Here is a 23,174-nt window from a genome sequence, read left to right as displayed (position 1 = left end):
CGAGAAACGGCAATCTCCGGAGAACGGCAGATCCCCGAGGAACCCGCCTCCGGCATCGTGTCCGCACCGCTCGGTAGCCTGAGGCAATGGCACCACTCGACGCGCAGACCGTTCCCCTCGACCCCGGGGCGGGCGGTGTGCTCGCCGCCGCCGGGCTGCGCTATCGCACCGTCGACATCGCCACCTCCGATTTCGTCCCGTTCATCAAGGCGGCCAACCGTGGATTCCTGGGCGAGGAGCCCAACGACGAGCAGATCGAGGGGTCGCGCGAGCGGTTGGCCGGTCGCCGCCTCACCGGGATCTTCGACGCCACCTCCGCCGAGCCGGCGACACCGATCGCGACGGTCGACTCGTGGGTGACCGATCTCAGCCTCCCTGGGCGGCGCACCATCCCGATGTGGGCCATCAGCGGTGTCACGGTGTCGCCGACCCACCGCCGGAAGGGAGTCGCGAGGGCGATGCTCGAGGGCGAGCTGCGCGCGGCCGCCGGCGCGGGCATCGCGCTTGCCGGCCTCACCGTGACGGAGGCGACGATCTATGGCCGCTTCGGCTTCGCACCCGCCGTGTCTGCTGCCGATTGGGTGATCGACACGCGCCGAGCGCGCTGGGTCGGCCCGGCTGCACCCGGACGCGTGCACGCGGTCGATCGAGAGCGGCTGCGCAGCGAGCTCGCGAGCGTGCACGACCGCGCCCGGCTCGCACGGCCGGGCGACGTGCCGGGATGGACGGGGCTCTGGCGCAGGATCGCGGGACTCGCGCCCGGTAACGACGACCGGAAAGTGCGGGGCGTCATCTACGTCGACGAATCCGGCGCGACGCGCGGGGCCATGGCATACACGATCGGCGAGGAGCCCGCGGACTTCACCCGGCACGACCTCGCGATCGCGATGCTGGTCACCGAGAGCGAAGACGCCTACCGTTCGCTGTGGCGTTTCGCCCTCGAGCATGATCTCGTCTCCACGGTCAGAGCGCCGCTCCGCTCGGTGGATGAACCGCTGCGCTGGATGATCGAGGACCAGCGCGCCGCGACCGTGACCGTCTCCGACCACGGGTGGCTCCGCATCCTCGACGTGCCGGCCGTGCTCACCGCACGCGCCTACTCCGCTCCGCTCTCGCTCGCGCTCGGGATCACCGATGACCTGGGTTTCGCCCACGGTGTCTGGCATCTCGACGTCGACGACGACGGTCACGGCACGGCCGAACCGATCGATGCCGTCCCCGACCTGACGATGACCGTCCGCGAACTCGGGTCCGTCCTCCTCGGCGGGGTTCGACCGGCGACGCTTCGCGCCGCAGGTCGTATGCAGGGCTCGGCGGATGCCGTCACCGCCCTCGATCGCTCCTTCGCGTCCGTCGACACGCCGTATCTGAGCATCTGGTACTGACGCGGTGGGGCGTCGGTTGGCAGTCAGGCGCTGTGTTCTGACCGGGACGACCCACGCGCACGTCGGACCCGGGCGACAGACTCGTCTCGTGAGTATCAGAGCGGATGCCGTTGCCGACGGCGCGGAGGGCCACCGGGGCTCGATCGGGGTCGTGCAGGGAACGGCCCTGTACATCGCGGCCGTGCTGGGCACCGGCCTGCTCGTGCTGCCCGGAGTCGCCGCTGCGGCGGCGGGTCCGGCATCCGTCCTCTCGGTGATCGTCGTCCTGGTGCTCTCGATACCGCTGGCGGGCACGTTCGGCGCCCTTGCGGCCCGGTACCCCGACCCGGGCGGAGTGGCCAGCTATGTGCGGCGCGCGCTCGGTCCCACCGCCTCGCGCATGACCGGGTACTGGTTCTACTTCGGTGTCTGCGCAGGCACGCCCGTCGTCGCCGTCCTGGGCGGTGAGTACATCGCCGCCGTGGGGGGGATCGACCGCGCGGGGATCCCGATCATCGCGCTGACGATCATCGCGCTCGCCCTCGCCGCCAACCTGTTCGGGGTCCGCATCGCCGGCTGGGTGCAGTTCGTTCTGACGGGGCTCCTCCTCGCTGTGGTCGTGGGAGTCGTGGCCGTCGCCCTCCCTGCGGTCGAGCCTGCACGGTTCAGCCCGTTCCTTCCGCACGGCTGGGGAGGGGTGGGCACCGCCGTGCTGCTGTTCGTCTGGGCGTTCGCCGGGTGGGAGGTGGGCACCCACATCTCGGCGGAGTTCCGCGAACCGCGCCGCGTCATCCCGATCGCGACCACGATCGCCCTCGTCGTGACCGGCGCGTCGTACCTGCTGCTGCAGATCGCGACGGTCGGCGTGGTCGGTGCGTCGGCGGGTGAGGGTGCAGTCCCGCTTCTGACGCTCGCGTCGGCGGTGGCACCCGGCGTCGGGCCCATCGCGGTCGGGGCGGTTGCGGCCATCGTCTCGCTGGGTGTGCTCAACGCCTATCTCGCCGCGTTCGGCAAGCTCGGCGCGTCACTCGCGCGCAACGGCGACCTGCCGCGGTGGTTCGAGCGGGGTGCCGATCCTGGGACGGTACCCCGGCGGGCGCTCGTCCTGACCCTGTGCGTCGGGCTCGTGTACTTCGGCTTCATGCTGTGGAGCGGCCTGGACCTCGAGCCGTTCATCCTGATCCACACGAGCAACATGGTGGCGATCTATGCGGCCGGGATGCTGTCGGCGGTGCTCATCCTGCCGCGACGCACCGCGGGGTGGTGGATGGCCGTGGTCGCCACCGTGCTGTCCATCGGTCTGCTCGTGCTCGCCGGGGGCAACCTGCTCCCGAGCGTGCTGCTCGCCGCCATCGCGGTCGCGGTGACCGGGTGGCGGCGAGTGCGGGGGAGGGCTAGAGGGTCAGCGCCTTCTGCATGATGGTCGCGTGCTCGGCCGCGTGCACCTTGGGCGACCCGGTCGCCGGCGATGCGGCTGCCGCGCGCGACACGCGGCGGATCGTCCGCCCGTGCAGGTGCTTGACGACCTCGAGGGCGATGAACGGCCACGCGCCCTGATTCTCGGGCTCGTCCTGCACCCAGACCAGTTCGGCGTTCGGGTAGCTGTCGAGCACCGCGTTCAGCTCGTCGATCGGAGCGGGGTAGTACTGCTCCATCCGCACGAGCGCCACTTCGGGGTTCGGCTTCTTCTCGAGCTCGGCGCGCAGATCCCAATGGATCTTTCCCGCGTGCAGCAGCACGCGCTTGACGGCCGACTTGTCCAAGGTGCGGCTGTCGTCGAGCACCGGCTCGAACTTGCCGGAGGTGAAGTCTGCGACCGGGCTCGTTGCTCCGCGCAGACGCAGCATCGCCTTCGGCGTGAACACGATGAGGGGGCGACGGGGACGCTGGTAGGCCTGACGGCGAAGCAGGTGGAAGTACGACGCGGGCGTCGACGGTCGGGCCACGATCAGGTTGTCCTGCGCACACATCTGCAGGTACCGCTCGATGCGGGCAGAGGAGTGGTCCGGTCCCTGGCCTTCATAGCCGTGCGGGAGGAGCAGGACGACGCTCGACTGCTGGCCCCACTTCTGATCGGCGGCCGAGATGTACTCGTCGATGACCGACTGCGCGCCGTTCGCGAAATCGCCGAACTGCGCCTCCCACAGCACGAGGGCGTCGGGACGCTCGACGGAGTACCCGTACTCGAACGCCATCGCCGCATACTCGCTCAGGAGCGAGTCGTAGACCCAGAACCGGCCCTGGTTCTCGCTGAGGTTGGTGAGCGGGATCCATTCCTGCCCGTTCACCCGGTCGTGGAGCACCGAGTGGCGCTGCACGAACGTGCCGCGACGGCTGTCCTGTCCGGCGAGGCGCACGTTCGTGCCTTCGAGCAGGAGCGATCCGAACGCGAGCAGTTCACCGAACGCCCAGTCGATGTTGCCGTTGCGGCTCATGTCGAGTCGCTTCTCCAGGAGTTGCTGGAGCTTGGCGTGCACGGTGAAGCCTTCGGGCTTGTTCGTGAAGGCGTCACCGATCAGCTGCACGACGTCCGTGCTGACCCCGGTGGTCTCCGGCTCGCCCGTCGCCGGCTCCGCCAGTTCGGCGGCATCCGTCGTCACGACCTGCGAGGCGCCCGTCTCGGCGGCGTGCGTTTCGGCGAAGGCGATCTCGAGGCGGTCCTGGAAGTCGCGCTTGGCCTGCTCGTACTCTTCCTCGGTGATGTCGCCGCGACCGACGAGTGACTCGGTGTAGAGCCGGCGGACCGAGCGCTTGGCCTCGATCAGGTTGGTCATGAGGGGCTGCGTCATCGAGGGGTCGTCGCCCTCGTTGTGGCCGCGGCGGCGGTAGCACACCAGATCGATCACGATGTCGCGGTGGAACCGCTCGCGGTACGCGAAAGCCACCTGCGATACGCGGACGACGGCTTCGGGATCGTCGCCGTTCACGTGGAGCACGGGCGCCTGGATCGTCTTGGCGACGTCGGTCGAGTAGACGGAGGTGCGAGCATCCCCAGGAACCGTCGTGAAGCCGACCTGGTTGTTCACCACGACATGGATCGTGCCACCCGTGCGGTAGCCGCGCAGCTGCGACATCTGCAGCGTCTCGACGACGACGCCCTGCCCTGCGAACGCGGCATCGCCGTGGACGAGGATGGGCAGCCACGAGAAGCTTCCGACGGGGCGGCGGTCCTGCTTGGCGCGCACGATGCCCTCGAGTACGCCGTCGACGGTCTCGAGGTGCGATGGATTGGCCGCCAGGAGGATCGGCAGCTCTTCGCCCCGGTCGTCGACGAACGTGCCCTCGGTTCCGAGGTGGTACTTGACATCGCCCGAACCGCTCTTGGATCCGACGGCGACGGAGCCTTCGAACTCGCGGAACACCTGGCCGTAGGTCTTCCCCGCGATGTTGGTGAGCACGTTCAGCCGGCCGCGGTGCGCCATGCCGATCGCCGCGCCCTCGAGCCCGGCCTGGGCCGCGCCCTGCAGGATCTCGTCCAGCAGCGGGATCAGCGACTCGCCACCCTCGAGGCTGAAGCGCTTCTGGCCGACGTACTTGGTCTGCAGGAACGTCTCGAAGGCCTCGCCCTCGTTGAGCTTGCTCAGGATCCGCAGCTGCTCGTCGTGGCCGGGCTTCTGGTACTTGACCTCGATGTTGTCCTGGAACCAGCGGCGCTGCTCCGGGTCCTGGATGTGCATGTACTCGATGCCGATCGTGCGGCAGTACGAGTCGCGGAGGACGCCGATGATGTCGCGCAGCTTCATCTGGCGCTTGCCGCCGAAACCGCCCGTGACGAACTCGCGGTCGAGGTCCCAGAACGTCAGCCCGTGTTCCTCGATCTCGAGGTCGGGGTGCGTGCGCTGCTGGTACTGCAGCGGGTCGATGTCGGCCATCAGGTGCCCGCGCACGCGGAAGGAGTTGATGAACTCCTGCACGCGGGCGGTCTTGTCGACGCGCTCGGCCAGGTCGACGTTGATGTCGGATGCCCAGTGGATCGGCGCGTACGGGATGCGCAGCGCGGCGAAGATCGACTCGTAGAAGCCGCGCTGCCCGATGAGGAGCTCGTGCACCTTCTTGAGGAACTCGCCAGACCCCGCGCCCTGGATGACGCGGTGGTCGTACGTGCTGGTCAGCGTGATGGTCTTGCCGATCGCCAGCTCGTTCAGGGTCTTGGCGCTCGCGCCCTGGAATTCCGCCGGGTACTCGAGCGCCCCGGCGCCGACGATGCAGCCCTGACCCTTCATGAGGCGAGGCACGGAGTGCACCGTGCCGATGCCGCCGGGATTGGTGAGCGAGATCGTCGTGCCCTGGAAATCGGCGGCGGTGAGCTTGTTGGTGCGGGCCCTGGTGACCAGATCCTCGTACGAGGAGAGGAACTCGCCGAACGTGAGGGTGTCGGCGCGCTTGATGCTCGGCACCATGAGAGCGCGCGTGCCGTCGGGCTTGGGGAGGTCGATCGCGATGCCCAGGTTGATGTGCGCCGGAGCCACGACCGACGGCTTGCCGTCGACCTCGGCGTAGAACACGTTCTGACTCGGGAACTCCTTGAGAGCCTGGATGATGGCCCAGCCGATCAGGTGCGTGAAGCTGACCTTGCCGCCGCGCGTGCGCGACATGTGGTTGTTGATCACGATCCTGTTGTCGATCATGAGCTTCGCCGGAACGGTGCGCACGCTCGTCGCGGTCGGCACGCTCAGCGACTCGTCCATGTTCGCCGCGAGGGTCTTGGTCATGCCGCGCAGCGGCGTGACGCTGTCTTCCTCGCTGCTCTCTCCGCGGGCGGGCGCGGCCGCCGGCGCTTGCGCCGGGATCGGCTGCGGCGCGGCGGGCTTGGCCGTGGTGCGGGCGACCGGCTGCGAGCCGATGACCGGGATCGGAGCGGTCACGGGGTGCGGTTCGGATGCTGCGGGCGGAGTGGGCGCCGGGGCGGTCGGCGCCGCGGGCGCTGGCACCACCGGGGCGGCCGGGGCCGCAGCGGCGGACGCCGGAGCAGGGGGAGCGGCGGCCGGAGCGTCGCCTGCCTCTTCCACATCGACGGGGTGGTAAGCCTCGAGAATCGGCCACCAAGCCTTGTCTACGGAGTTCTTGTCGGACTTGAACTGCTCGTAGAGTTCATCGACGAGCCATTCATTGGCCCCGAACTCTCCCTCGCTCGAAGTCCCGATGCCCGTCATCTGGCTCGACACGCCCGATCGCCTGCTTTCATCGATGATGATTCTGGAGAAAACGCGGGGTTTGGGTGCGACCCACGCGCACAACAGTTAAGCCTAACCCAGTCTGGCAGGCCCACCGCCGGTCGCGCCGTCGCCCCCGCGGTCGATGGCGAATGGTTACCTTAGAAAGGTGGAGTTCTACGGAGACCAGCCCGACGTCGACCTGACCTATTCCGACGTGTTCCTCGTGCCCCGGCGATCGGCGGTCACCAGCAGGCTCGACGTCGACCTGTCACCCCGCGACGGCACGGCCGCCAGCATCCCCCTCGTCTCGGCGAACATGAACTCGGTCACCGGTCCGCGGCTCGCCGCCACCCTCGCTCGTCGCGGCGGACTGGGCGTGCTGCCGCAGGACATGCCGCTGCAGGAGCTGGATGCGGCGATCCGATGGGTCAAGGATCAGCCCGTGCCGTGGGACACGCCGGTCATCCTCCCCCCTGAGGCGACCGTCGCCGAGGCGGCGCGTCTCCTCCCCGCCAGTGAAGGGCACGGGATCGTCATCGCCGATGCCGGCGGCGGCCCGCTCTCGATAGACGACGTCCAGGGCATCGTTCCCGCGGCGCGGCTGGGCACGGCCCTGCCGGACGCTCGGCTGGGCGATCTCGCCCGCGGACGGACCGCGTCGATCGACGCGGACGACGTGGAGAGCGCGCGGCACGCGTTCGACCTGATCGTCGGCGCCGACGCCGAGACCGTGTGCGTGCTGCACCACGGGTTCGTCGTGGGAACGCTGTCGCGGCGCAGCGCCCTGCGCACGACCCTGTATCGCCCCGCCGTCGATTCCTCCGGTCGCCTCATCGTGGCCGCCGCGGTCGGCATCAACGGGGACGTGCAGGCCAAGGCCCGTGCGCTCGCCGCGGCCGGCGTCGACGTGCTCGTCCTGGACACCGCGCACGGACACCAGGACGGGATGCTGCGCGCCCTGCAGGCGGTGTCGTCGCTGGAGCTCGGCATCCCGCTCGTGGCCGGCAACATCGTCACCGCCGAAGGCGTGCACGACCTCGTCTCCGCGGGAGCCGACATCCTGAAGGTCGGCGTCGGACCCGGCGCGATGTGCACGACGCGCATGATGACCGCGGTGGGGCGGCCGCAGTTCTCCGCGGTGCTGGAGACGGCCGAGGCCGCCAGGATCATGGGCGCCCACGTCTGGGCCGACGGCGGGGTGCGCTACCCCCGCGACGTGGCGCTCGCGCTCGCGGCGGGCGCGGCATCCATCATGATCGGCTCGTGGTTCGCCGGCACGATCGAGTCGCCGGGAGAGCTGCAGGTCGACGACGCGGGCCGGCTCTACAAGGAGTCATGGGGGATGGCATCGACCAAGGCGGTGCACGCGCGCTTCGGGCGACTCGATCCCTACGAGCTCGCCCGCAAAGAGCTCTTCGCCGAGGGCATCTCCTCGTCGAAGATCTACCTCGATCCGCTGCGGCCGGGCCTCGAGGACCTCATCGACATGATCACCTCGGGCGTCCGTTCGTCCTTCACCTACGCCGGGGCGGCGACCGTCGCGGAATTCCACGACCGGGCCCGCGTGGGACTGCAGTCCGCCGCGGGCTACGAAGAGGGGAAGGCGCTCCCGGTCAGCTGGTGACCTTCCCCGCCGCCGCGGTGACGGTCACGGCAGCTTCGAGCGTCATCCACGCCGAGAGCTGCACCGAAAGATCGCCGTCCGGATGGTCGTGGCCGGCGGTCGCGCCACCATCCGCGCGACGCGGGCGCGACGGTCCGGCCGGTACGACCGCAGGGCGTCGAGGGTCCGCCGAGAAGAACGGACGGCCGTCCACCTCGGATCTGCCGTCCCAGAGCGCACGAGCGTTGGCCAGGACCAGGCGGCGGGCGGATGCGGCGGCATCCCCTCTCTCCCCGTCATCACGCATCGCGACCGCAGCTTCGGAGAGGTAGCGGCAGAGGATGCCGGCGAACAGGCCACCGTCGCCACCGCCCGTCGGGGGGATCAGATCCTCATCGCACCACGAGCGCACGGCCGCGATCAGCGCAGCCGCGCGACCCCGCTGCGCTGTCCGATCGAGCGCGTCGGGCGCGTCCGCGAGTGCAAGCGCCGCACCGATCGCGACACCCTGGTTGTAGCTGTAGATCGCCGGCCTCACGGAGCCGCCGGGGCCCCCTTCGAGGCCGTCGCGCACGAGGCCGGTGACCGGATCGTCCAGCGTGGCAGCCATCCACCCGGCCAGTCGCCGCGCGGGGGCAGCCGCTCCGATGCGCGCGAGCAGGATCGCGGCCGGCCCGTTCGCGGGCGCGTTGTAGAGATCGCTGCCGACATGCCAGGGGAGTGCGCCGACGCGGGGATCGATGCCCCGGACGAGCCGGTCGGCGATGCGCGCGACCGCGCCCGCGCGCGATCGGGGCGCGGCGCTCTGCAGGGCAACGCCCATCCACGCGATGTCGTCGTAGAACCTGTTCACCCACCGCCCCGCCGTCCTCACCGCGACCCCGCGGGCGAGGCTCTCGATGCGCGCGCGCCTGCCGGGCGATGGACGATGGCGTGCGGCATCCGCCGCGCAGTGGATCAGGTGCGCGTGCCACCAGTAGTGCCATACGCGCACCTCGTCGGAGACGCCGGCGACCCCGGTGCGGGCCGGCCAGTGCGCCCGGGCCGCGGCCAGCGGCCCGACGCGTCGCACGTACCGCGACAGCACCGCGTACTCGGCCGCAGCGGCGCGATCGTTCCAGGGCTCGAGGTCAGGCATGCCCCCATCCTCCGTCGGAGGATCGCAGGATCGTCGGAGGATCGGCGGCGAATCCATCCGACGAAGGGTCGATCCTCCGACGGGAGCTCTGCCGTAGACTGGACGGCACGATGGACGACCCTCCCAGTAGACGCCCGCCCCACTGCCGAACCTCCCGCGAAGGGGGGGATGCGTGATGGAGTACGTCATGCTCGGAGTGGGGCTTCTCCTCACCGTGGGTACCGGCCTGTTCGTGGCGAGCGAATTCGCGCTCGTCAATCTCGATCGCGCCGATCTGGAAGCGCGTCGCGACAGAGGCGAGACGCGACTCGCCCTGACGATCGCCGCTCTCAAGATCACCTCGACGCATCTGTCCAGCGCGCAGCTCGGCATCACGCTGACGACGCTCCTGACCGGCTACACGATGGAGCCGGCGATCTCGAGCCTGCTCCGCCCGGTGTTCGTCGCGTGGTCCTTCCCCGAGAGCCTGGTCTCGCCGCTCGCGGTGTTCATCGGCATCACGATCGCCACGGTGCTGTCGATGATCCTCGGCGAACTCGTGCCGAAGAACTTCGCGCTCGCGTTGCCTCGTCAGGCCGCGAAGTTCGTCATGCCGTTCCAGGTCGGGTTCACCGCCGTGTTCCGGCCGGCGATCACCGTCCTCAACGGCAGTGCCAACGGTGTCCTCCGGCTGCTCGGCGTCGAGCCCAAGGAGGAGCTGTCGGGCGCTCGCACGGCCGAGGAGCTCTCCAGCCTCGTGCGCCGATCCGCGAGCGCCGGCGTGCTCGAGGAAGACACGGCCTCGCTCCTCGACCGCAGCCTGACCTTCTCGCGCCTGAGCGCCGCCGACGTGATGACGCCCCGCCCGAGCGTGCACGCTCTGGCCGCGGACGACTCGGCCGACGACGTGATCCAGCTCGCGCGTCGGACGGGGCACAGCCGGTTCCCCGTCTACGGCGACGACATGGACGACATCCTGGGCATCGTTCACCTCAAAGCCGCCGTGAGCGTGCCGCGCGACCGCCGGCCGGACGTTCCCGCCGCGGCGCTGGCGACCGAACCCCTCCGCATCCCCGAGGCAGTCCACCTCGACACCCTGCTCACCGAACTGCGCGCCCGCGGCTACCAGATGGGGATCGTCGTCGACGAGTACGGGGGCACGGCCGGCGTCGTGACGCTCGAGGACCTGGTCGAGGAGATCGTGGGCGAAGTGCTGGACGAACATGACCGCCGGCGCGCCGGAATCGTCCGTGCCGAGGGCTCGCTCACGATGCCCGGCGACCTGCGACCTGACGAGATCCTCGACCGCACCGGCATCCGCGTCCCGGAGGGCGATGTCTACGACACCGTCGGCGGGTACCTGATGAGCGTGCTCGAGCGCATCCCCGCGGTGGGCGACACGGTCGAGATCGAGGACGGCACGCTGACCGTCCAGCGCATGACGGGGCGCCGCGTCGAGCGCGTCGCGTTCACTCCGGCCGCGGTGGATTCGCCGGCGACCCGCGCCGGGAACGCCGCCTCGTCGCAGAAGGGTGCGCGCGATGAGTGACTGGGCCGGAATCGCCTGGCTGGTCGTCCTCCTGGCCTTCAACGCGTTCTTCGTCGGCGCCGAGTTCGCAGTCATCTCCGCGCGCCGATCGCAGATCGAGCCCCTCGCGGAGAAGGGCTCGCGCTCCGCGAAGACCGCGCTGTACGCGATGGAGCACGCGACCCTGATGCTCGCGACGAGTCAGCTCGGCATCACCATCTGCTCGCTGCTGATCCTGAACGTGTCCGAACCTGCGATCCACCACCTTCTCGCCGGACCGCTCGGCCTGACGGGCCTGGCGGAGACCACGGTCGACGTGATCGCGTTCATCGTGGCTCTCCTGCTCGTCTCGTATCTCCACGTCGTGTTCGGCGAGATGGTGCCCAAGAACCTCGCGTTCTCGGTCCCCGACCGCGCCGTGCTGATGCTGGCGACGCCGCTGGTGTGGGTCTCGCGCGTGTTCCACCCGGTCATCGTCGCCCTCAACTGGGTCGCCAACAGCATCCTGCGGCTGTTCCGCGTGGAGCCGAAGGACGAGGCGGCCTCGACGTTCACCCTCGAGGAAGTCGCGACGATCGTCAATCAATCGCGCATCGAGGGCGTGCTGGACGACGCCGCCGGTACGGTGGCGGCGGCCGTCGAGTTCAGCGACAAGAAGGCAGGAGAGGTGGCGGTCCCGCTCGCCGACCTGGTGACGCTGCCCGAATCGACCACGCCGGACGAGATCGAGCGCGCTGTCGCGACGCACGGATTCTCGCGCTACGTGATCGTGGATGCCGGGGGCGAACCGGTCGGCTACGTGCACCTGAAAGACATCCTCCGCGCCGCCGAAGGATCGCGGAGCGAGGCCGACGTGGTCCGGCGCATCGCGCCCAAGCGCATCCATCAGATGGTGCCGGTGATGGACACGACCGACCTGGAGGACGCGCTCGCGCTCATGCGTCGCGCGGGTCGCCACCTCGCGCAGGTGCGCGACCAGGAAGGACGGACGACCGCCGTGCTGTTCCTCGAGGACATCATCGAGGAGCTCGTCGGCGAGGTGCAGGACGCCACACGGCGCGGCCGGCGCTGAGCCCCGGCCGAGCGGGTCAGGCGGCGCGGCGCTTGGCCCGCTCGTACTGCTTGGGCCAGTAATCGATGTCGTCGCCGAGCTCGGCCGCCGCGCGGAGGGCGAAGTGCGGATCGCGGAGCCACTCCCGTGCGGCCATGATCGCATCCGCGTCGCCGTCGGCCAGGATCTGCTCGGCCTGTGCCGCATCGGTGATCAGACCGACCGCGCTCACCGGCATGCCGGCCTCGCGCACCCGGGCGGCCAGAGCCACCTGGTAGCCGGGACCCACGGCGATCTGCTGGTGGGCGACGAGCCCGCCGCTGGAGATGTCGAAGAAGTCCGCGCCGGCGTCACGCGCCCAACCGGCGACCGTGGCGACCTCGTCGACGGTCAAACCGCCGTCGGCCCAGTCGGTGGCGGAGAACCGCACGAACAGGGGTGCCTCGGGCGCGGCATCCCGCACCGCCGTCACGACCCGCAGAATCAGCCGGGCGCGGTTCTCGAGCGAGCCGCCGTACTCGTCGGTGCGGAGGTTCGACAGCGGCGAGAGGAATTGGTGGAGGAGGTAGCCGTGGGCGGCGTGGATCTCGAGCACCTGGAATCCGGCCTCGACCGCACGCACCGCGGCGGCGGCGAAGTCGGCCACGACGCCGTCGATGCCCGCGGCATCGAGGGCGACCGGCTCGGCGTAGCCGTCGAAGGCGACGGCCGATGGGGCCACCGCGGTCCATCCGCCCGACTCGGCCGGCACCGATCCGCGCTCGCCGGAGAACGGCGACCACGTCGACGCCTTGCGGCCCGCGTGGGCCAGCTGCACGCCCGCCACCGCGCCGCGCGAACGGATCGCCGCGGTGATCGGTCGCCACGCCTCGCGCTGCGCGTCGTTCCAGATCCCGACGTCCTCGGGCGAGATCCGACCCTGGGGCGAGACCGCCGTCGCCTCGGCGATCACGATGCCCGCTCCGCCGGAGGCGAATTGTGCGAGGTGGGTGTGGTGCCACTCCTGCGGCACGCCGTCGACGGCGCTGTACTGGCACATCGGCGCCACCCACAGTCGGTTGCGTGCGGTGACACCGCGCAGAGTGAGGGGCGAGAAGAGGATGCTCATGCGAACGCTCCAGCTATCGTGGGCGTGTGACCCAGCGGTGGACGGCGAAGGACGCGGCGAGCGTCCTCCGTGAGCCAACCGCAGCCGACGACAAGTATTCCCGCGGCGTGGTGGGCCTGCGCACCGGATCCACCTCCTACCCCGGAGCCGCCGTCCTCGGGGTCGAGGCGGCATGGCGAGCCGGAGCCGGGATGGTGCGTTACCTCGGGCCCGAACGGGCCACCTCGCTCGTCCTCGCGCGCCGGCCCGAGACGGTCACCGTCGAGGGGCGGGTGCAGGCGTGGGTCGTGGGATCCGGCACGGATTCCCACGAGCGGACGGATGCCGAGACCTCTGCGCTGCGCGAGCTGCTCGCCGGCAGCATTCCCGTCGTCGTGGACGCCGGGGCGCTGGAGCTCGCCGTGGGGGCGGCCGCGCCGATCATCGTCAGCCCCCACGGCCGTGAGCACGATCGGCTACGGGCGGCACTGGAGCTGGAGGCGGTGCCGGGGGATGCCGACGACGCCGAGCGCGAGGCATCCGCTCTGCAGTCCGCGGCCGCGCTCGGGGCGACCGTCCTGTTGAAGGGTGCTGTGACGATCGTGGCAGCCCCCGACGGCTGGTCGACCCGCGTCGAGAACGGGACGCCGTGGCTCTCGACCGCCGGTACGGGCGACGTGCTGGCGGGTGCGCTCGGCGCCGTGCTGGCGGCTCAGGGCGCTGCGGGCAGCGCCCTGCGCGGCGGCCACCGGCTCGCGGAGGTCGCCGCGACCGCCGCGTGGCTGCACGGTCGTGCGGGCACGGCCGCGGCCTCGGCTGCCGGTCTGTCGGAGTATCAGGCAGGGCCGATCACGGCGCTGGACGTCGCAGTGCATCTGCCGATCGCGGTGGCGGAGGCCCTCGCCGCGCGCTGAGGATCCGCACGGTCCTCACAGGCAATGGAAACGGAAGCGGCATACGTCGCCCGGTAGAATCGCCAGGTGTCCAAGCGTGCCATCCTGTGGGTCGCATTCCTCGTCGTGCATTTCGTCGTGGCAATGCTCGGCTGGTGGTGGCCGAATGCGCCGATGGGCGATGTCTACCTCGTCTACGATCCCTGGTCCGCCGCGGCCGTCAACGGCGGCGTGCTGGACGGGCACAACGTCGGCATCGTCGGGCTCACCGTGCCGTGGGTGTATCCGCAGCTCGCCCTCCTGCCGATGGTGCTCGCCAAGGCGTTCGCCTGGATCGGCGGCTACATCGTCGGCTGGGCGATCCTCGTCACCGTCGTGGATGCGCTCGCCTTCGCGATGCTGGTCGGCAAGGGCCGCTCGAACGGGCGCAACATCGCCGCGGCGTTCTGGCTCGCGTTCATCCTGCTCCTGGGCCCCGTCCACCTCTACCGGCTGGACGGCTTCACCGTGCCGATCGTGCTGGCCGGATGCCTGTGGCTCGTCGGGCGCCCCTGGCTGGGTGCGAGCCTCCTCGCGATCGCGACCTGGATCAAGGTCTGGCCGGCCGCCCTCATCGCCGCCGCGTTCATCGCGGTACGCCGTCGCCTCGCCATCCTCGGCGGGGTCGTGGCGGTGTCGGCGGTGACCCTCGGCACGGTGATCGTCACCGGCGGCGGCGCATACGCCTTCGGGTTCATCAGCGATCAGACCGGCCGTGGCCTCCAGATCGAGGCGCCGATCAGCACGTTCTACATGTGGCGTGCGGCATTCATGCTGCCCGATTCGGCGATCAACTACGACCCCGACATGCTCACCTTCCAGGTGACGGGCCCCGGGCTGAACGTCGTGATCGCGATCATGACGCCGCTGCTCGCCCTCGCCGTGCTGTCGGTCGCGGGCCTCGGGGCGTTCAAGGCCTGGCGGCGAGCATCCTTCGTGTCGCTGTTCCCCGCGCTCGCGCTCGGCCTGGTGCTCGCGTTCATCGTGTTCAACAAGGTGGGCTCGCCGCAGTACATCTCGTGGATCGCGGCACCGCTCGCGGTCGGCCTCGTCATCGACAGGCGACGGTGGTGGAAGCCGGCGTGGCTCGGCCTCGGCATCGCCGTCATGACGCAGGCGATCTACCCGCTCGCCTACGGCGGCCTGATGCTGAAGTGGCCCGAGCCCTTCTCGGTGCTGCTGCTGACCATCCGCAACGGACTGCTCGTGGTGCTCTTCGTCTGGGCGGTCATGCGGCTGGTGCGGGTGCCCACGCGCGTGCCTGCCACGGCGGCACCCGCGCCCATCGAGGTGGCTGCCCCCGCGCCGCGCGCGTTCGTCGAGTCGTGATCTCGTGCTGATCGCCTTCTCGGTCGCCCCATCGGGGGCGGGTGTGATCCCGGTCGGTGAGGACGCGTCTGTGCACGATGCGGTCGCCGCCGCGGTACGTGTCGTTCGGGAGTCTGGCCTGCCTAACCGCACGACGTCGATGTTCACCGAGGTCGAGGGCGAGTGGGACGAGGTGATGGATGTCGTGCGCCGCGCGACCGAGGCTGTGATGCCGTACGGCTCGCGGGTGTCGCTCGTGCTGAAAGCCGACATCCGGCCCGGTTTCGCCGGCGAGATCGACGGCAAGATCGCCCGCCTCGAGGCTGCCGTGGATGCGGCGGATCCTTCCGCTGCGCGGTCGTGATCGGCCCCTTCGAATCGATTCGACAGCGGGGCTCGGGCGGACTATCGTAAGGGCGTGACCTCCTCGATCTCTTCGAAGAGGGCGGCGATGTGGGCGCTCCTCTCCCTCGCCATCGGCAGCTTCGGCATCGGCATGACCGAGTTCGTCGTGATGGGACTCCTGCCCGATATCGCCGCGGATCTTCTCCCTGCCGCGTACGCCGCGCGCCCCGAGGACGCGATCGCGCAGTCCGGATGGCTGATCAGCGCCTACGCTCTCGGGGTCGTGATCGGCGCCCCGACGATCGCCGCCGTCGTGGCCCGGTATCCGCGCCACCGCGTGATGTTCGTGCTGGCGCTCGCGCTCACCGTCTTCACCGCGCTGACGTTCCTCGCTCCGTCGTTCGGGTGGGTCGCAGCATCCCGTTTCCTCGCCGGTCTTCCGCACGGTGCCTACTTCGGCATCGGCGCGCTGGTCGCCGCCGACGTGCTCGGACCCGGCAACCGGGCCAAGGGCGTCGCCTTCGTGCTCACGGGCCTCACCGTCGCGAACGTGGTGGGCGTGCCGCTCGGCACCTTCCTCGGCCAGCAGTTCGGGTGGAGGGCCGCCTTCCTCGTCGTCACCGCGATCTTCGCTCTGGCGGCGGTGGCGATCGCGTTGTTCGTTCCTGCACACGCCGGAGATCCGCTGCGCACGATGCGCGCCGAGCTCGGCGTGTTCCGCATCGGTCAGGTGTGGCTGACCCTCGGCGTCGGCGCGATCGGGTTCGGTGGGTTCTTCGCCGTCTACAGCTATGTCGCCCCGATGGTCACCGAAGTCGCCGGGTCGCCTGCGTGGGCGGTGCCCCTCATCCTGGTGATCATGGGGCTCGGGATGACGGTGGGCAACCTCGTCGGGGGCCATCTCGCAGACGTAGACCTGCGCCGAACCCTGATGTACGGGCTCGTCGTGCTGGCGTTGGTGCTCGCCGGAGTCGCCGTCACCGCCCCGTGGGTGTTCGCACTCGCCGTGCTCATCTTCGCGACGGGATTCGTCTCCGCCGCGATCAGCCCGGCGATCCAGACCCGCCTCATGGATGTGGCCGGCGCCAACCAGTCGATCGCGGCAGCCTTGAACCACTCCGCGCTGAACATGGGCAACAGCGCCGGCGCGTTCCTCGGCGGGGTGGTCATCGCCCTGGGGTGGGGCTTCGTGGCACCGCCGTGGGTCGGAGTCGGACTCGCGCTCGCGGGCTTCGCGCTCGTGGTGGTCAGCTACGCCCTGCAGGACCGGCACCCTGTGCCCGTGTCGGTGAAGGCGTCGGTCTGAGGTCGATCCCACGAGTGCAGGAGATCTCTCCTGCGCAGGGCGATGCTGGCCGCAGGTGCCCTGTTGCGGCGAGATCTCCTGTCGCAGTGCGGTGTCTGCTGCCAGCCACATCCGTGTGACGCGGGCTCAGGATTCCAGCAGCCGCCGCAGATGTGCACCGACCGCATGAGTCTCGATGAGGAAGCCGTCGTGCCCGAAGTCGCTGGTGAGCACGACAGCGCGCTCGCCGTCGAGCGTCGACCGGATCGAGCGGGCGATACGGTGCTGGCCGTCGATCGGGAAGAGGCGGTCGGTGTCGATCCCCAGCACCAGCGCCGTCGCGGTCACGCGGGCCAGCGCATCCTCCACCCCGCCTCTCCCGCGGCCGACGTCGTGGGAGTTCATCGCCTCGACGAGCGTGATGTACGAGTTCGCGTCGAAACGCCGCGTGAACTTGTTGCCGTGGAAGTCCAGGTACGAGGTCACTGCGAAACGGCCTCCGTGCCCGAGCGGGCTGACCTCGGACTGCCACGAGCGCTGGAAACGCTGATTCAGCTCGGTCGGCGAGCGATAGTTCAGCAGCGCCATGCGGCGCGCGAGCGCGAGGCCGCGGTGCGGGCCGTCCCCGTCGCCCGCGTCGTAATACTCGCCACCGTGGAAGCGCGGGTCGATGTGGATCGCCTCCAGTTGCACGGAGTTGAGCGCGATCTGATCGGCGGTGTTGACCGGGGGAGCAGACAGGACGCCGAGGCGAGCGACGCGGTCGGGGGTTCCGACGGCCCACTCGAGGGCGTGCATTCCGCCCATCGAACCGCCGATGACACCCGCCCACACGTCGATCCCGAGTGCGTCGGCGAGCCGGACCTGGGCGGCGACCTGGTCGCGGATCGTCAGATAGGGGAAGCGTCCCGCCCACTCGTAGCCGGTGGGGCCGATGCTCGCAGGACCGGTGGAGCCCTGGCATCCGCCCAGCATGTTCGGAGCGATCACGAACCAGCGGTCGGTGTCGATGGGCGCACCCGGTCCGACGATGTCGTCCCACCACCCCGCGGTCGGGTGCCCGGGCCCTGCGGCACCCCGGACGTGGCTGTCGCCCGTCAGCGCGTGCAGCACGAGAACCGCATTGTCGCGGGCGGCGTTGAGCTCGCCCCAGGTCTCGTACGCGAGGCGGTAGGCGGGAAGCTCGCGGCCGCCCTCGGTGCGGAAGGCGCCGAAGCTCGCGAACCGGCGATCGCCCACGGGGTCGCCGTCGCGCCAGGCGCCGGTGACGGGCGGTCGGCCCAGCAGCAGACGCGCGTCGGCCTCGGTCACCGGCGACGACGGCACGGTGTCTTCCGACGTCTGCCAGTCCATCAGGCCTTCTCCGTTCGTGGCGCGGCGGTGTCGGTTGCCGCACTTCGTGCGGCGGGCGACGTCTGCCAGTCCATCAGGCCTTCTCCGTTCGTGGCGCGGCGGTGTCGGTTGCCGCACTTCGTGCGGCGGGCGACGTCTGCCAGTCCATCAGGCCTTCTCCGTTCGTGGCGCGGCGGTGTCGGTTGCCGCACTTCGTGCGGCGGGCGACGTCTGCCATCAGCCCATTCTCGCCGGTCGGAAGCGGCTGTCGCCGCGTATTACATGCGCTGCGGGCCGAGCCTTCATTCCATCTGCAGGGAGAGGCGGTGCGACGGCAGCGCCTACGGCTGTTTCGGCCTCGTCGGTCACACTCCACCCTGCATACGGATGCAAACGCCTCGCATGGTGGGATGCGTCGGGCGACGCGCAACCGGTCGGCGGAGAGCCACGCGGCGGCGCTAGGGTCGGAGCATGACGACGCCGATCGATCCCACCACGACTCCCGCCTGGGCAGCGCTCGAGGCGCTGCACGCGACGTTCACCCCCGACCTGCGCGGGTGGTTCGACGAGGACGAGGGCCGGGTCGAGCGACTCTCGTTCCCGCTCGCCGACCTGCACGTGGACCTCTCGAAGAACCTCGTCACCGCAGAGGTCCTCTCGGCGCTCGTCACGCTCGCCGAGCAGACCGGGGTTGCCGAGCGCTACGCCCAGATGCTCGCGGGAGTGCACCTGAACACGACCGAGGACCGCGCGGTGCTCCACACGGCGCTGCGTCGGCCGCGCGGAGCATCGCCTGAGCTCGTCGTCGACGGCCAGCACATCGACACCGACGTGCAGGAGGTGCTGGACGCGCTCTCGGCCTTCGCCGACCGGGTCCGCTCCGGCGACTGGCTCGGGGTCACCGGCAAGAAGGTCACGCACGTCGTCAACATCGGGATCGGCGGCTCGGATCTCGGCCCCGTCATGGTCTACGAGGCGCTGAAGCCCTACGCGGATGCCGGGATCCAGGCGCGATTCGTCTCCAACATCGACCCGACAGACATCGCCGAGAAGACGGCCGATCTCGACCCTGAGACCACGCTGTTCATCGTGGCATCCAAGACCTTCACGACGCTCGAGACGCTGACCAATGCACGACTCGCGCGTGACTGGCTGTGGGCGGGGCTTGCGAGCGCCGGCGCGATCGACGGGACGGATGCGGCCAAGACCGACGCCGTCTCGCACCACTTCGTCGCCGTGTCGACCGCTCTCGACAAGGTCGAGGCGTTCGGCATCGACCCTGCGAACGCCTTCGGGTTCTGGGACTGGGTGGGTGGGCGCTATTCGGTCGACTCGGCGATCGGGCTCTCGCTCGCGATCGCCCTCGGTCCTGTGGCGTTCCGCGAGCTCCTCGCCGGCTTCCACGCGGTCGACGAGCACGTCGCGACGACTCCGCTGGCCCAGAACGTGCCCGTCCTGATGGGGCTGCTCAATGTCTGGTACACGAACTTCCTCGGCGCGCAGACCCACGCCGTGCTCCCGTACGCGCAGCAGCTCAGCCGCTTCCCCGCCTACCTGCAGCAGCTCACGATGGAATCCAACGGCAAATCGGTGCGCTGGGACGGCACGGCCGTCACGACCGACACCGGCGAGGTGTACTGGGGCGAGCCCGGCACGAACGGCCAGCATGCGTTCTATCAGCTCATCCACCAGGGCACGCGACTGATCCCCGCCGACTTCATCGCCTTCGCGAATCCGGCTTACCCGCTGACCGATGACGGACGCGACGTGCACGCGCTGTTCCTGGCGAACTTCCTCGCCCAGACCCGGGCCCTCGCCTTCGGAAAGACCGCCGAAGAGGTCGAGGCCGAAGGCACGACGGGCGCGCTGGTCGCCGCCCGGACCTTCTCGGGCAACCGGCCGACGACCTCGATCTTCGCTCCGGCTCTGACCCCCTCGGTGCTCGGCCAGCTCATCGCCCTCTACGAGCACATCGTCTTCACGCAGGGCACGATCTGGGGCATCAACTCGTTCGACCAGTGGGGCGTCGAGCTCGGCAAGCAGCTCGCCCTGCAGATCGCCCCCGCGATCGAAGGAGACGACGATGCGCTCGTGAAACAGGATGCTTCGACCCAGGCGCTCATCCGGTACTACCGCGCGCACCGCAGCTTCTGACCGCAGACGACGGATGCCTCGGTCCACACGGGACCGAGGCATCCATTGTGTCCGGGCCTCAGGCGCGGGCGGCCTCCGAGACGCGGCGTGCTGCCTCGAGCGCCTGCTCGAGGTCGGCCTTGAGGTCGGCGATGTTCTCGAGTCCGACCGACAGGCGCACGAGCCCCGGCGTGACACCCGACGTGAGCTGCTGCTCGGGCGTGAGCTGCGAGTGGGTCGTGGATGCCGGGTGGATCACGAGCGAGCGCACGTCGCCGATGTTGGCCAGATGGCTGAAGAGCGTCAGGCTGTTGACGAACTCGCGGCCCGCTTCGACGCCGCCCTTCAGCTCGAACGACAGCACCGCGCCGACGCCCTTGGGCGCGTACTGGTTCGCCGCCGCGTACCACGGCGAGGTCGGCAGACCCGAGTAGTTCACGGATGCGACGTCGTCGCGGTTCTCGAGCCACTCGGCGATCTCCTGCGCGTTCTGCACGTGGCGCTCGATGCGCAGTGACAGCGTCTCGATGCCCTGGATGAGCAGCCACGCGCTGATCGGAGCCACCGACGCGCCCAGGTCGCGCAGCAGCTGCACGCGGGCCTTGATGATGTACGCGAGACCGTCGCCGACAGCCGCCGTGTAGCTGGCGCCGTGATACGACGGGTCGGGCACGGTGAGGCCGGGGAACTTGTCGACGTTCTTGGACCACTCGAACGTGCCGCCGTCGACGATGATGCCGCCGATCGTGGTGCCGTGGCCCCCCAGGAACTTCGTGGCCGAGTGCACGACGATGTCGGCGCCGAACTCGATGGGCTTGATCAGGTAGGGCGTGGCGATCGTGTTGTCGACGATCAGGGGGACACCGTTCGCGTGGGCGACGTCGGCCACCTTGCGGATGTCGAGGATGTTGATCTTCGGGTTGCCGATCGTCTCGGCGAAGAAGAGCTTCGTGTTGGGGCGCACGGCGGCGGCCCACTCGTCGGCGTCGTCCTGGTTCTCGACGAACGTGGTCTCGATGCCGAGCTTGGCAAGCGTGTACTTGAAGAGGTTGTACGTGCCGCCGTAGATCGACGACGACGAGACGATGTGGTCGCCGGCCTGGGCGATGTTGAGCACCGCGTACGACTCGGCCGCCTGGCCGCTGGCGACCAGGAGCGCGCCCGTGCCACCCTCGAGTGCGGCGAGGCGCTGCTCGACGACGTCCTGCGTCGGGTTCTGGATGCGGGTGTAGATGTTGCCGAACTCCGCGAGCGCGAACAGGTTCGCGGCGTGGTCGGCGTTGTCGAAGACGTACGAGGTCGTCTGGTAGATGGGGGTCGCCCGAGCCTTGGTGACCGGATCGGGCGCCGCGCCCGAGTGGATCTGCTTGGTCTCGAAACGCCAGTTCTCGGGGGCTGCCATGGCCGTGCTCCTGCTTCGTTCGGGTGGGACCGCGATGCGCCGATGCGCCTGGTCTGAGTGCGAGCGTAGGCGCGGCATCCCGTGCGGACAACGAGGGGGCAATGTTACGTAACACAGCCGGGCCCGGCCAGCTGGGTAGCCTTGACCCTGACAGCAGGAGGAATACGTGGCACGACGTGCGGTGGTGACCGGGGCGAGCTCCGGAATCGGTGAGGCGACAGCGCGCGCGCTGCGCGCAAAGGGCTGGGACGTGGTGGGCGTCGCACGCCGCGCCGACCGATTGGAGGTGCTCCAGGAGGAGGCCGGGATCGCGGCGTTCGCCGCCGACCTGACCGCTCAGGCGGACGTCGACGCCCTCGCCGCGTGGCTGGCCGAAACGGGTCCCGTCCATGCGCTCGTCCAGGTGGCGGGCGGCGCTCGCGGCACCGAGCGGGTGGAGGATGCGTACGCCTCGGACTGGGAGTGGATGTTCCAGATCAACGTCGTCGCCACCCAGCGGCTCGTCGCAGCGCTGATCCCGCAGCTACGGGCGGCCGCAGCATCCGATGGTCATGCGGATACCGTTTTCGTCACGTCCACCGCTGCGCAGACCGCGTACCCGGGCGGTGCCGGCTACAACGCGGCGAAGGCCGGGGAGGCGATGCTCGCGCACGCACTTCGTCTGGAGCTCGCCGGCGAGCCCATCCGCGTGGTCGAAGTCGCCCCCGGAATGGTGCGGACCGAGGAGTTCACGATGAACCGGCTCGGCGGCGACGCCGATGCGGCCGACGCGGTCTACAACGGCGTCGAGGCTCCGCTCGTGGCGGCCGACGTGGCCGACGTGATCGCCTACGCGCTGAACGCGCCCGGGCATGTCAACCTCGACCTCATCACGATGCGGCCGGTCGCGCAGTCCGCCCAGCACGTGCTCACGCGTGGGCCTCTCCGCGTGCGTCCGGAGCATGACTGACCCGCTCTACGCTGGAACGACGATCAGGGTGATGAGCGGGGCCGATGCGGGCGAGAGGAAGCCGATGACCGAGGTGCTCGACCAACCGACCCAGGGGGGACCCGTTCGCGAGAGCCTGACCTGGGACGCTTTCGGGGGTGCGACGCGCGACATCGCCCGCACGATCGTCGCCGACGGATTCGCACCGGAGGTCGTCGTGGCCATCGCCCGGGGCGGCCTCCTGCCCGGTGGCGCGATCGCGTACGCGCTCGGTGCGAAGAACTGCGGAGCGCTCAACGTCGAGTTCTACACCGGCGTCGGCGAGGTCCTGGACGCTCCGGAGATCCTCCCGCCGGCCCTCGACATCACGTTCCTCGAGGGGCGGCGCGTGCTTCTCGTCGACGACGTCGCCGACAGCGGACGCACCCTCGCGCTCGCCGTCGCGCTGCTGCGCGACGCAGGAGCAGACGTGCGCTCGGCCACGATCTACACCAAGCCGGGGTCGGTCGCGATGCCGGACTACTCGTGGCGGGAGACCGCCCTGTGGATCGACTTCCCCTGGTCTTTCCGCGGATCGGTGATCGAAGAGGATGCTGCCTGAAA

At 69.9% G+C, this 23,174-nt stretch carries 18 protein-coding genes; 12 read left to right on the top strand and 6 right to left on the bottom strand.

The genetic code is table 11. From position 1 onward, the window contains the following. Nucleotides 1-86 precede the first annotated feature (86 nt). The gene (locus tag F6B43_RS06165) at nt 87-1,385 is read left to right on the top strand and encodes a GNAT family N-acetyltransferase (RefSeq protein ID WP_150447950.1); all 1,299 of its coding nucleotides are present in this window, start codon (nt 87-89) and stop codon (nt 1,383-1,385) included. An 88-nt stretch (nt 1,386-1,473) separates the two neighbouring features. Continuing rightward, nucleotides 1,474-2,784, top strand: coding sequence for an APC family permease (locus F6B43_RS06160; protein ID WP_246159815.1), 1,311 nt, complete (start codon nt 1,474-1,476; stop codon nt 2,782-2,784). On the opposite strand, the gene F6B43_RS06155 is transcribed toward F6B43_RS06160, so the two are convergent. Beyond that, nucleotides 2,759-6,529, bottom strand: coding sequence for a multifunctional oxoglutarate decarboxylase/oxoglutarate dehydrogenase thiamine pyrophosphate-binding subunit/dihydrolipoyllysine-residue succinyltransferase subunit (locus F6B43_RS06155; protein ID WP_211368028.1), 3,771 nt, complete (start codon nt 6,527-6,529; stop codon nt 2,759-2,761). The two genes, F6B43_RS06160 and F6B43_RS06155, sit on opposite strands and share 26 nt — an antisense overlap. A gap of 157 nt (nt 6,530-6,686) precedes the next feature. On the opposite strand from F6B43_RS06155, the gene guaB1 reads away from it, so the two are divergent. Next, on the top strand, nt 6,687-8,144 hold the full coding sequence (gene guaB1 / locus F6B43_RS06150) for a GMP reductase (protein WP_150447949.1): 1,458 nt from the start codon (nt 6,687-6,689) through the stop codon (nt 8,142-8,144). Here the strand turns inward: guaB1 and F6B43_RS06145 are convergent. Further along, complete coding sequence (locus tag F6B43_RS06145) at nt 8,134-9,261, bottom strand: glycoside hydrolase family 76 protein (protein WP_170285570.1); 1,128 nt, start codon at nt 9,259-9,261, stop codon at nt 8,134-8,136. The two genes, guaB1 and F6B43_RS06145, sit on opposite strands and share 11 nt — an antisense overlap. 175 nt (nt 9,262-9,436) lie before the next feature. Here F6B43_RS06145 and F6B43_RS06140 point away from each other — a divergent pair, with 175 nt between their 5' ends. Then, entirely contained in the window at nt 9,437-10,789 is a 1,353-nt protein-coding gene (locus F6B43_RS06140; RefSeq protein ID WP_150448461.1) for a hemolysin family protein, read from the top strand. Then, nucleotides 10,782-11,840: a hemolysin family protein gene (locus F6B43_RS06135; protein ID WP_150447947.1), complete on the top strand. Its 1,059-nt coding sequence runs from the start codon at nt 10,782-10,784 to the stop codon at nt 11,838-11,840. The genes F6B43_RS06140 and F6B43_RS06135 overlap by 8 nt, the downstream gene beginning before the upstream one ends. 16 nt (nt 11,841-11,856) lie before the next feature. Here F6B43_RS06135 and F6B43_RS06130 read toward each other — a convergent pair whose 3' ends face one another. Further along, nucleotides 11,857-12,927 carry an NADH:flavin oxidoreductase/NADH oxidase gene (locus tag F6B43_RS06130; protein ID WP_150447946.1) on the bottom strand — a complete coding sequence of 357 codons (1,071 nt, stop codon included), beginning with the start codon at nt 12,925-12,927 and terminating at the stop codon, nt 11,857-11,859. Between the two features lie 26 nt (nt 12,928-12,953). Here F6B43_RS06130 and F6B43_RS06125 point away from each other — a divergent pair, with 26 nt between their 5' ends. The 4 genes from F6B43_RS06125 (at nt 12,954) to F6B43_RS06110 (ending at nt 16,797) form a co-directional block, all read left to right on the top strand. Beyond that, entirely contained in the window at nt 12,954-13,820 is an 867-nt protein-coding gene (locus F6B43_RS06125) for an ADP-dependent NAD(P)H-hydrate dehydratase (protein ID WP_170285569.1), read from the top strand. A 66-nt stretch (nt 13,821-13,886) separates the two neighbouring features. Beyond that, nucleotides 13,887-15,167 (top strand): glycosyltransferase 87 family protein, encoded by a 1,281-nt coding sequence (locus tag F6B43_RS06120; protein WP_150447945.1) that lies wholly within the window; start codon nt 13,887-13,889, stop codon nt 15,165-15,167. A gap of 4 nt (nt 15,168-15,171) precedes the next feature. Continuing rightward, on the top strand, nt 15,172-15,510 hold the full coding sequence (locus F6B43_RS06115; protein WP_150447944.1) for a thiamine-binding protein: 339 nt from the start codon (nt 15,172-15,174) through the stop codon (nt 15,508-15,510). An 87-nt stretch (nt 15,511-15,597) separates the two neighbouring features. Next, the gene (locus F6B43_RS06110; protein WP_150448459.1) at nt 15,598-16,797 is read left to right on the top strand and encodes an MFS transporter; all 1,200 of its coding nucleotides are present in this window, start codon (nt 15,598-15,600) and stop codon (nt 16,795-16,797) included. 126 nt (nt 16,798-16,923) lie between these two features. Here F6B43_RS06110 and metX read toward each other — a convergent pair whose 3' ends face one another. Then, nucleotides 16,924-18,129 (bottom strand): homoserine O-acetyltransferase MetX, encoded by a 1,206-nt coding sequence (metX, locus tag F6B43_RS06105; RefSeq protein ID WP_150447943.1) that lies wholly within the window; start codon nt 18,127-18,129, stop codon nt 16,924-16,926. 73 nt (nt 18,130-18,202) lie between these two features. Further along, on the bottom strand, nt 18,203-18,346 hold the full coding sequence (locus tag F6B43_RS19550; protein ID WP_170285568.1) for a hypothetical protein: 144 nt from the start codon (nt 18,344-18,346) through the stop codon (nt 18,203-18,205). Between the two features lie 233 nt (nt 18,347-18,579). Here F6B43_RS19550 and pgi point away from each other — a divergent pair, with 233 nt between their 5' ends. Then, nucleotides 18,580-20,262: a glucose-6-phosphate isomerase gene (gene pgi, locus F6B43_RS06100; RefSeq protein ID WP_150447942.1), complete on the top strand. Its 1,683-nt coding sequence runs from the start codon at nt 18,580-18,582 to the stop codon at nt 20,260-20,262. A gap of 58 nt (nt 20,263-20,320) precedes the next feature. Here the strand turns inward: pgi and F6B43_RS06095 are convergent, their stop codons facing one another. Further along, on the bottom strand, nt 20,321-21,643 hold the full coding sequence (locus F6B43_RS06095; protein WP_150447941.1) for a bifunctional o-acetylhomoserine/o-acetylserine sulfhydrylase: 1,323 nt from the start codon (nt 21,641-21,643) through the stop codon (nt 20,321-20,323). 181 nt (nt 21,644-21,824) lie between these two features. Here F6B43_RS06095 and F6B43_RS06090 point away from each other — a divergent pair, with 181 nt between their 5' ends. Next, nucleotides 21,825-22,592: an SDR family oxidoreductase gene (locus F6B43_RS06090; protein ID WP_150448458.1), complete on the top strand. Its 768-nt coding sequence runs from the start codon at nt 21,825-21,827 to the stop codon at nt 22,590-22,592. Between the two features lie 64 nt (nt 22,593-22,656). Continuing rightward, a complete protein-coding gene (locus F6B43_RS06085; RefSeq protein ID WP_150448457.1) occupies nt 22,657-23,172 on the top strand; it encodes a phosphoribosyltransferase in 516 nt (171 codons plus the stop codon). Nucleotides 23,173-23,174 lie beyond the last annotated feature (2 nt).

The organism is Microbacterium rhizomatis, assembly GCF_008710745.1.
In the GTDB taxonomy this organism is placed as follows: Bacteria; Actinomycetota; Actinomycetes; order Actinomycetales; family Microbacteriaceae; genus Microbacterium; species Microbacterium rhizomatis.
The sequence above is the reverse complement of the archived record's forward strand: the minus strand, read 5'-3'. Positions and strand labels throughout refer to the sequence as shown.

Coding starts and splice junctions, on each gene's coding strand:
- F6B43_RS06095 (WP_150447941.1), bottom strand. CDS start 21,643: ATGGCAGCCCCCGAGAACTGGCGTTTCGAGACCAAGCAGATCCACTCG.
- F6B43_RS06165 (WP_150447950.1), top strand. CDS start 87: ATGGCACCACTCGACGCGCAGACCGTTCCCCTCGACCCCGGGGCGGGC.
- F6B43_RS06135 (WP_150447947.1), top strand. CDS start 10,782: ATGAGTGACTGGGCCGGAATCGCCTGGCTGGTCGTCCTCCTGGCCTTC.
- F6B43_RS06110 (WP_150448459.1), top strand. CDS start 15,598: ATGTGGGCGCTCCTCTCCCTCGCCATCGGCAGCTTCGGCATCGGCATG.
- metX (WP_150447943.1), bottom strand. CDS start 18,129: ATGGACTGGCAGACGTCGGAAGACACCGTGCCGTCGTCGCCGGTGACC.
- F6B43_RS06145 (WP_170285570.1), bottom strand. CDS start 9,261: ATGCCTGACCTCGAGCCCTGGAACGATCGCGCCGCTGCGGCCGAGTAC.
- F6B43_RS06085 (WP_150448457.1), top strand. CDS start 22,657: ATGACCGAGGTGCTCGACCAACCGACCCAGGGGGGACCCGTTCGCGAG.
- pgi (WP_150447942.1), top strand. CDS start 18,580: ATGACGACGCCGATCGATCCCACCACGACTCCCGCCTGGGCAGCGCTC.
- F6B43_RS06130 (WP_150447946.1), bottom strand. CDS start 12,927: ATGAGCATCCTCTTCTCGCCCCTCACTCTGCGCGGTGTCACCGCACGC.
- F6B43_RS19550 (WP_170285568.1), bottom strand. CDS start 18,346: ATGGCAGACGTCGCCCGCCGCACGAAGTGCGGCAACCGACACCGCCGC.
- F6B43_RS06140 (WP_150448461.1), top strand. CDS start 9,437: ATGGAGTACGTCATGCTCGGAGTGGGGCTTCTCCTCACCGTGGGTACC.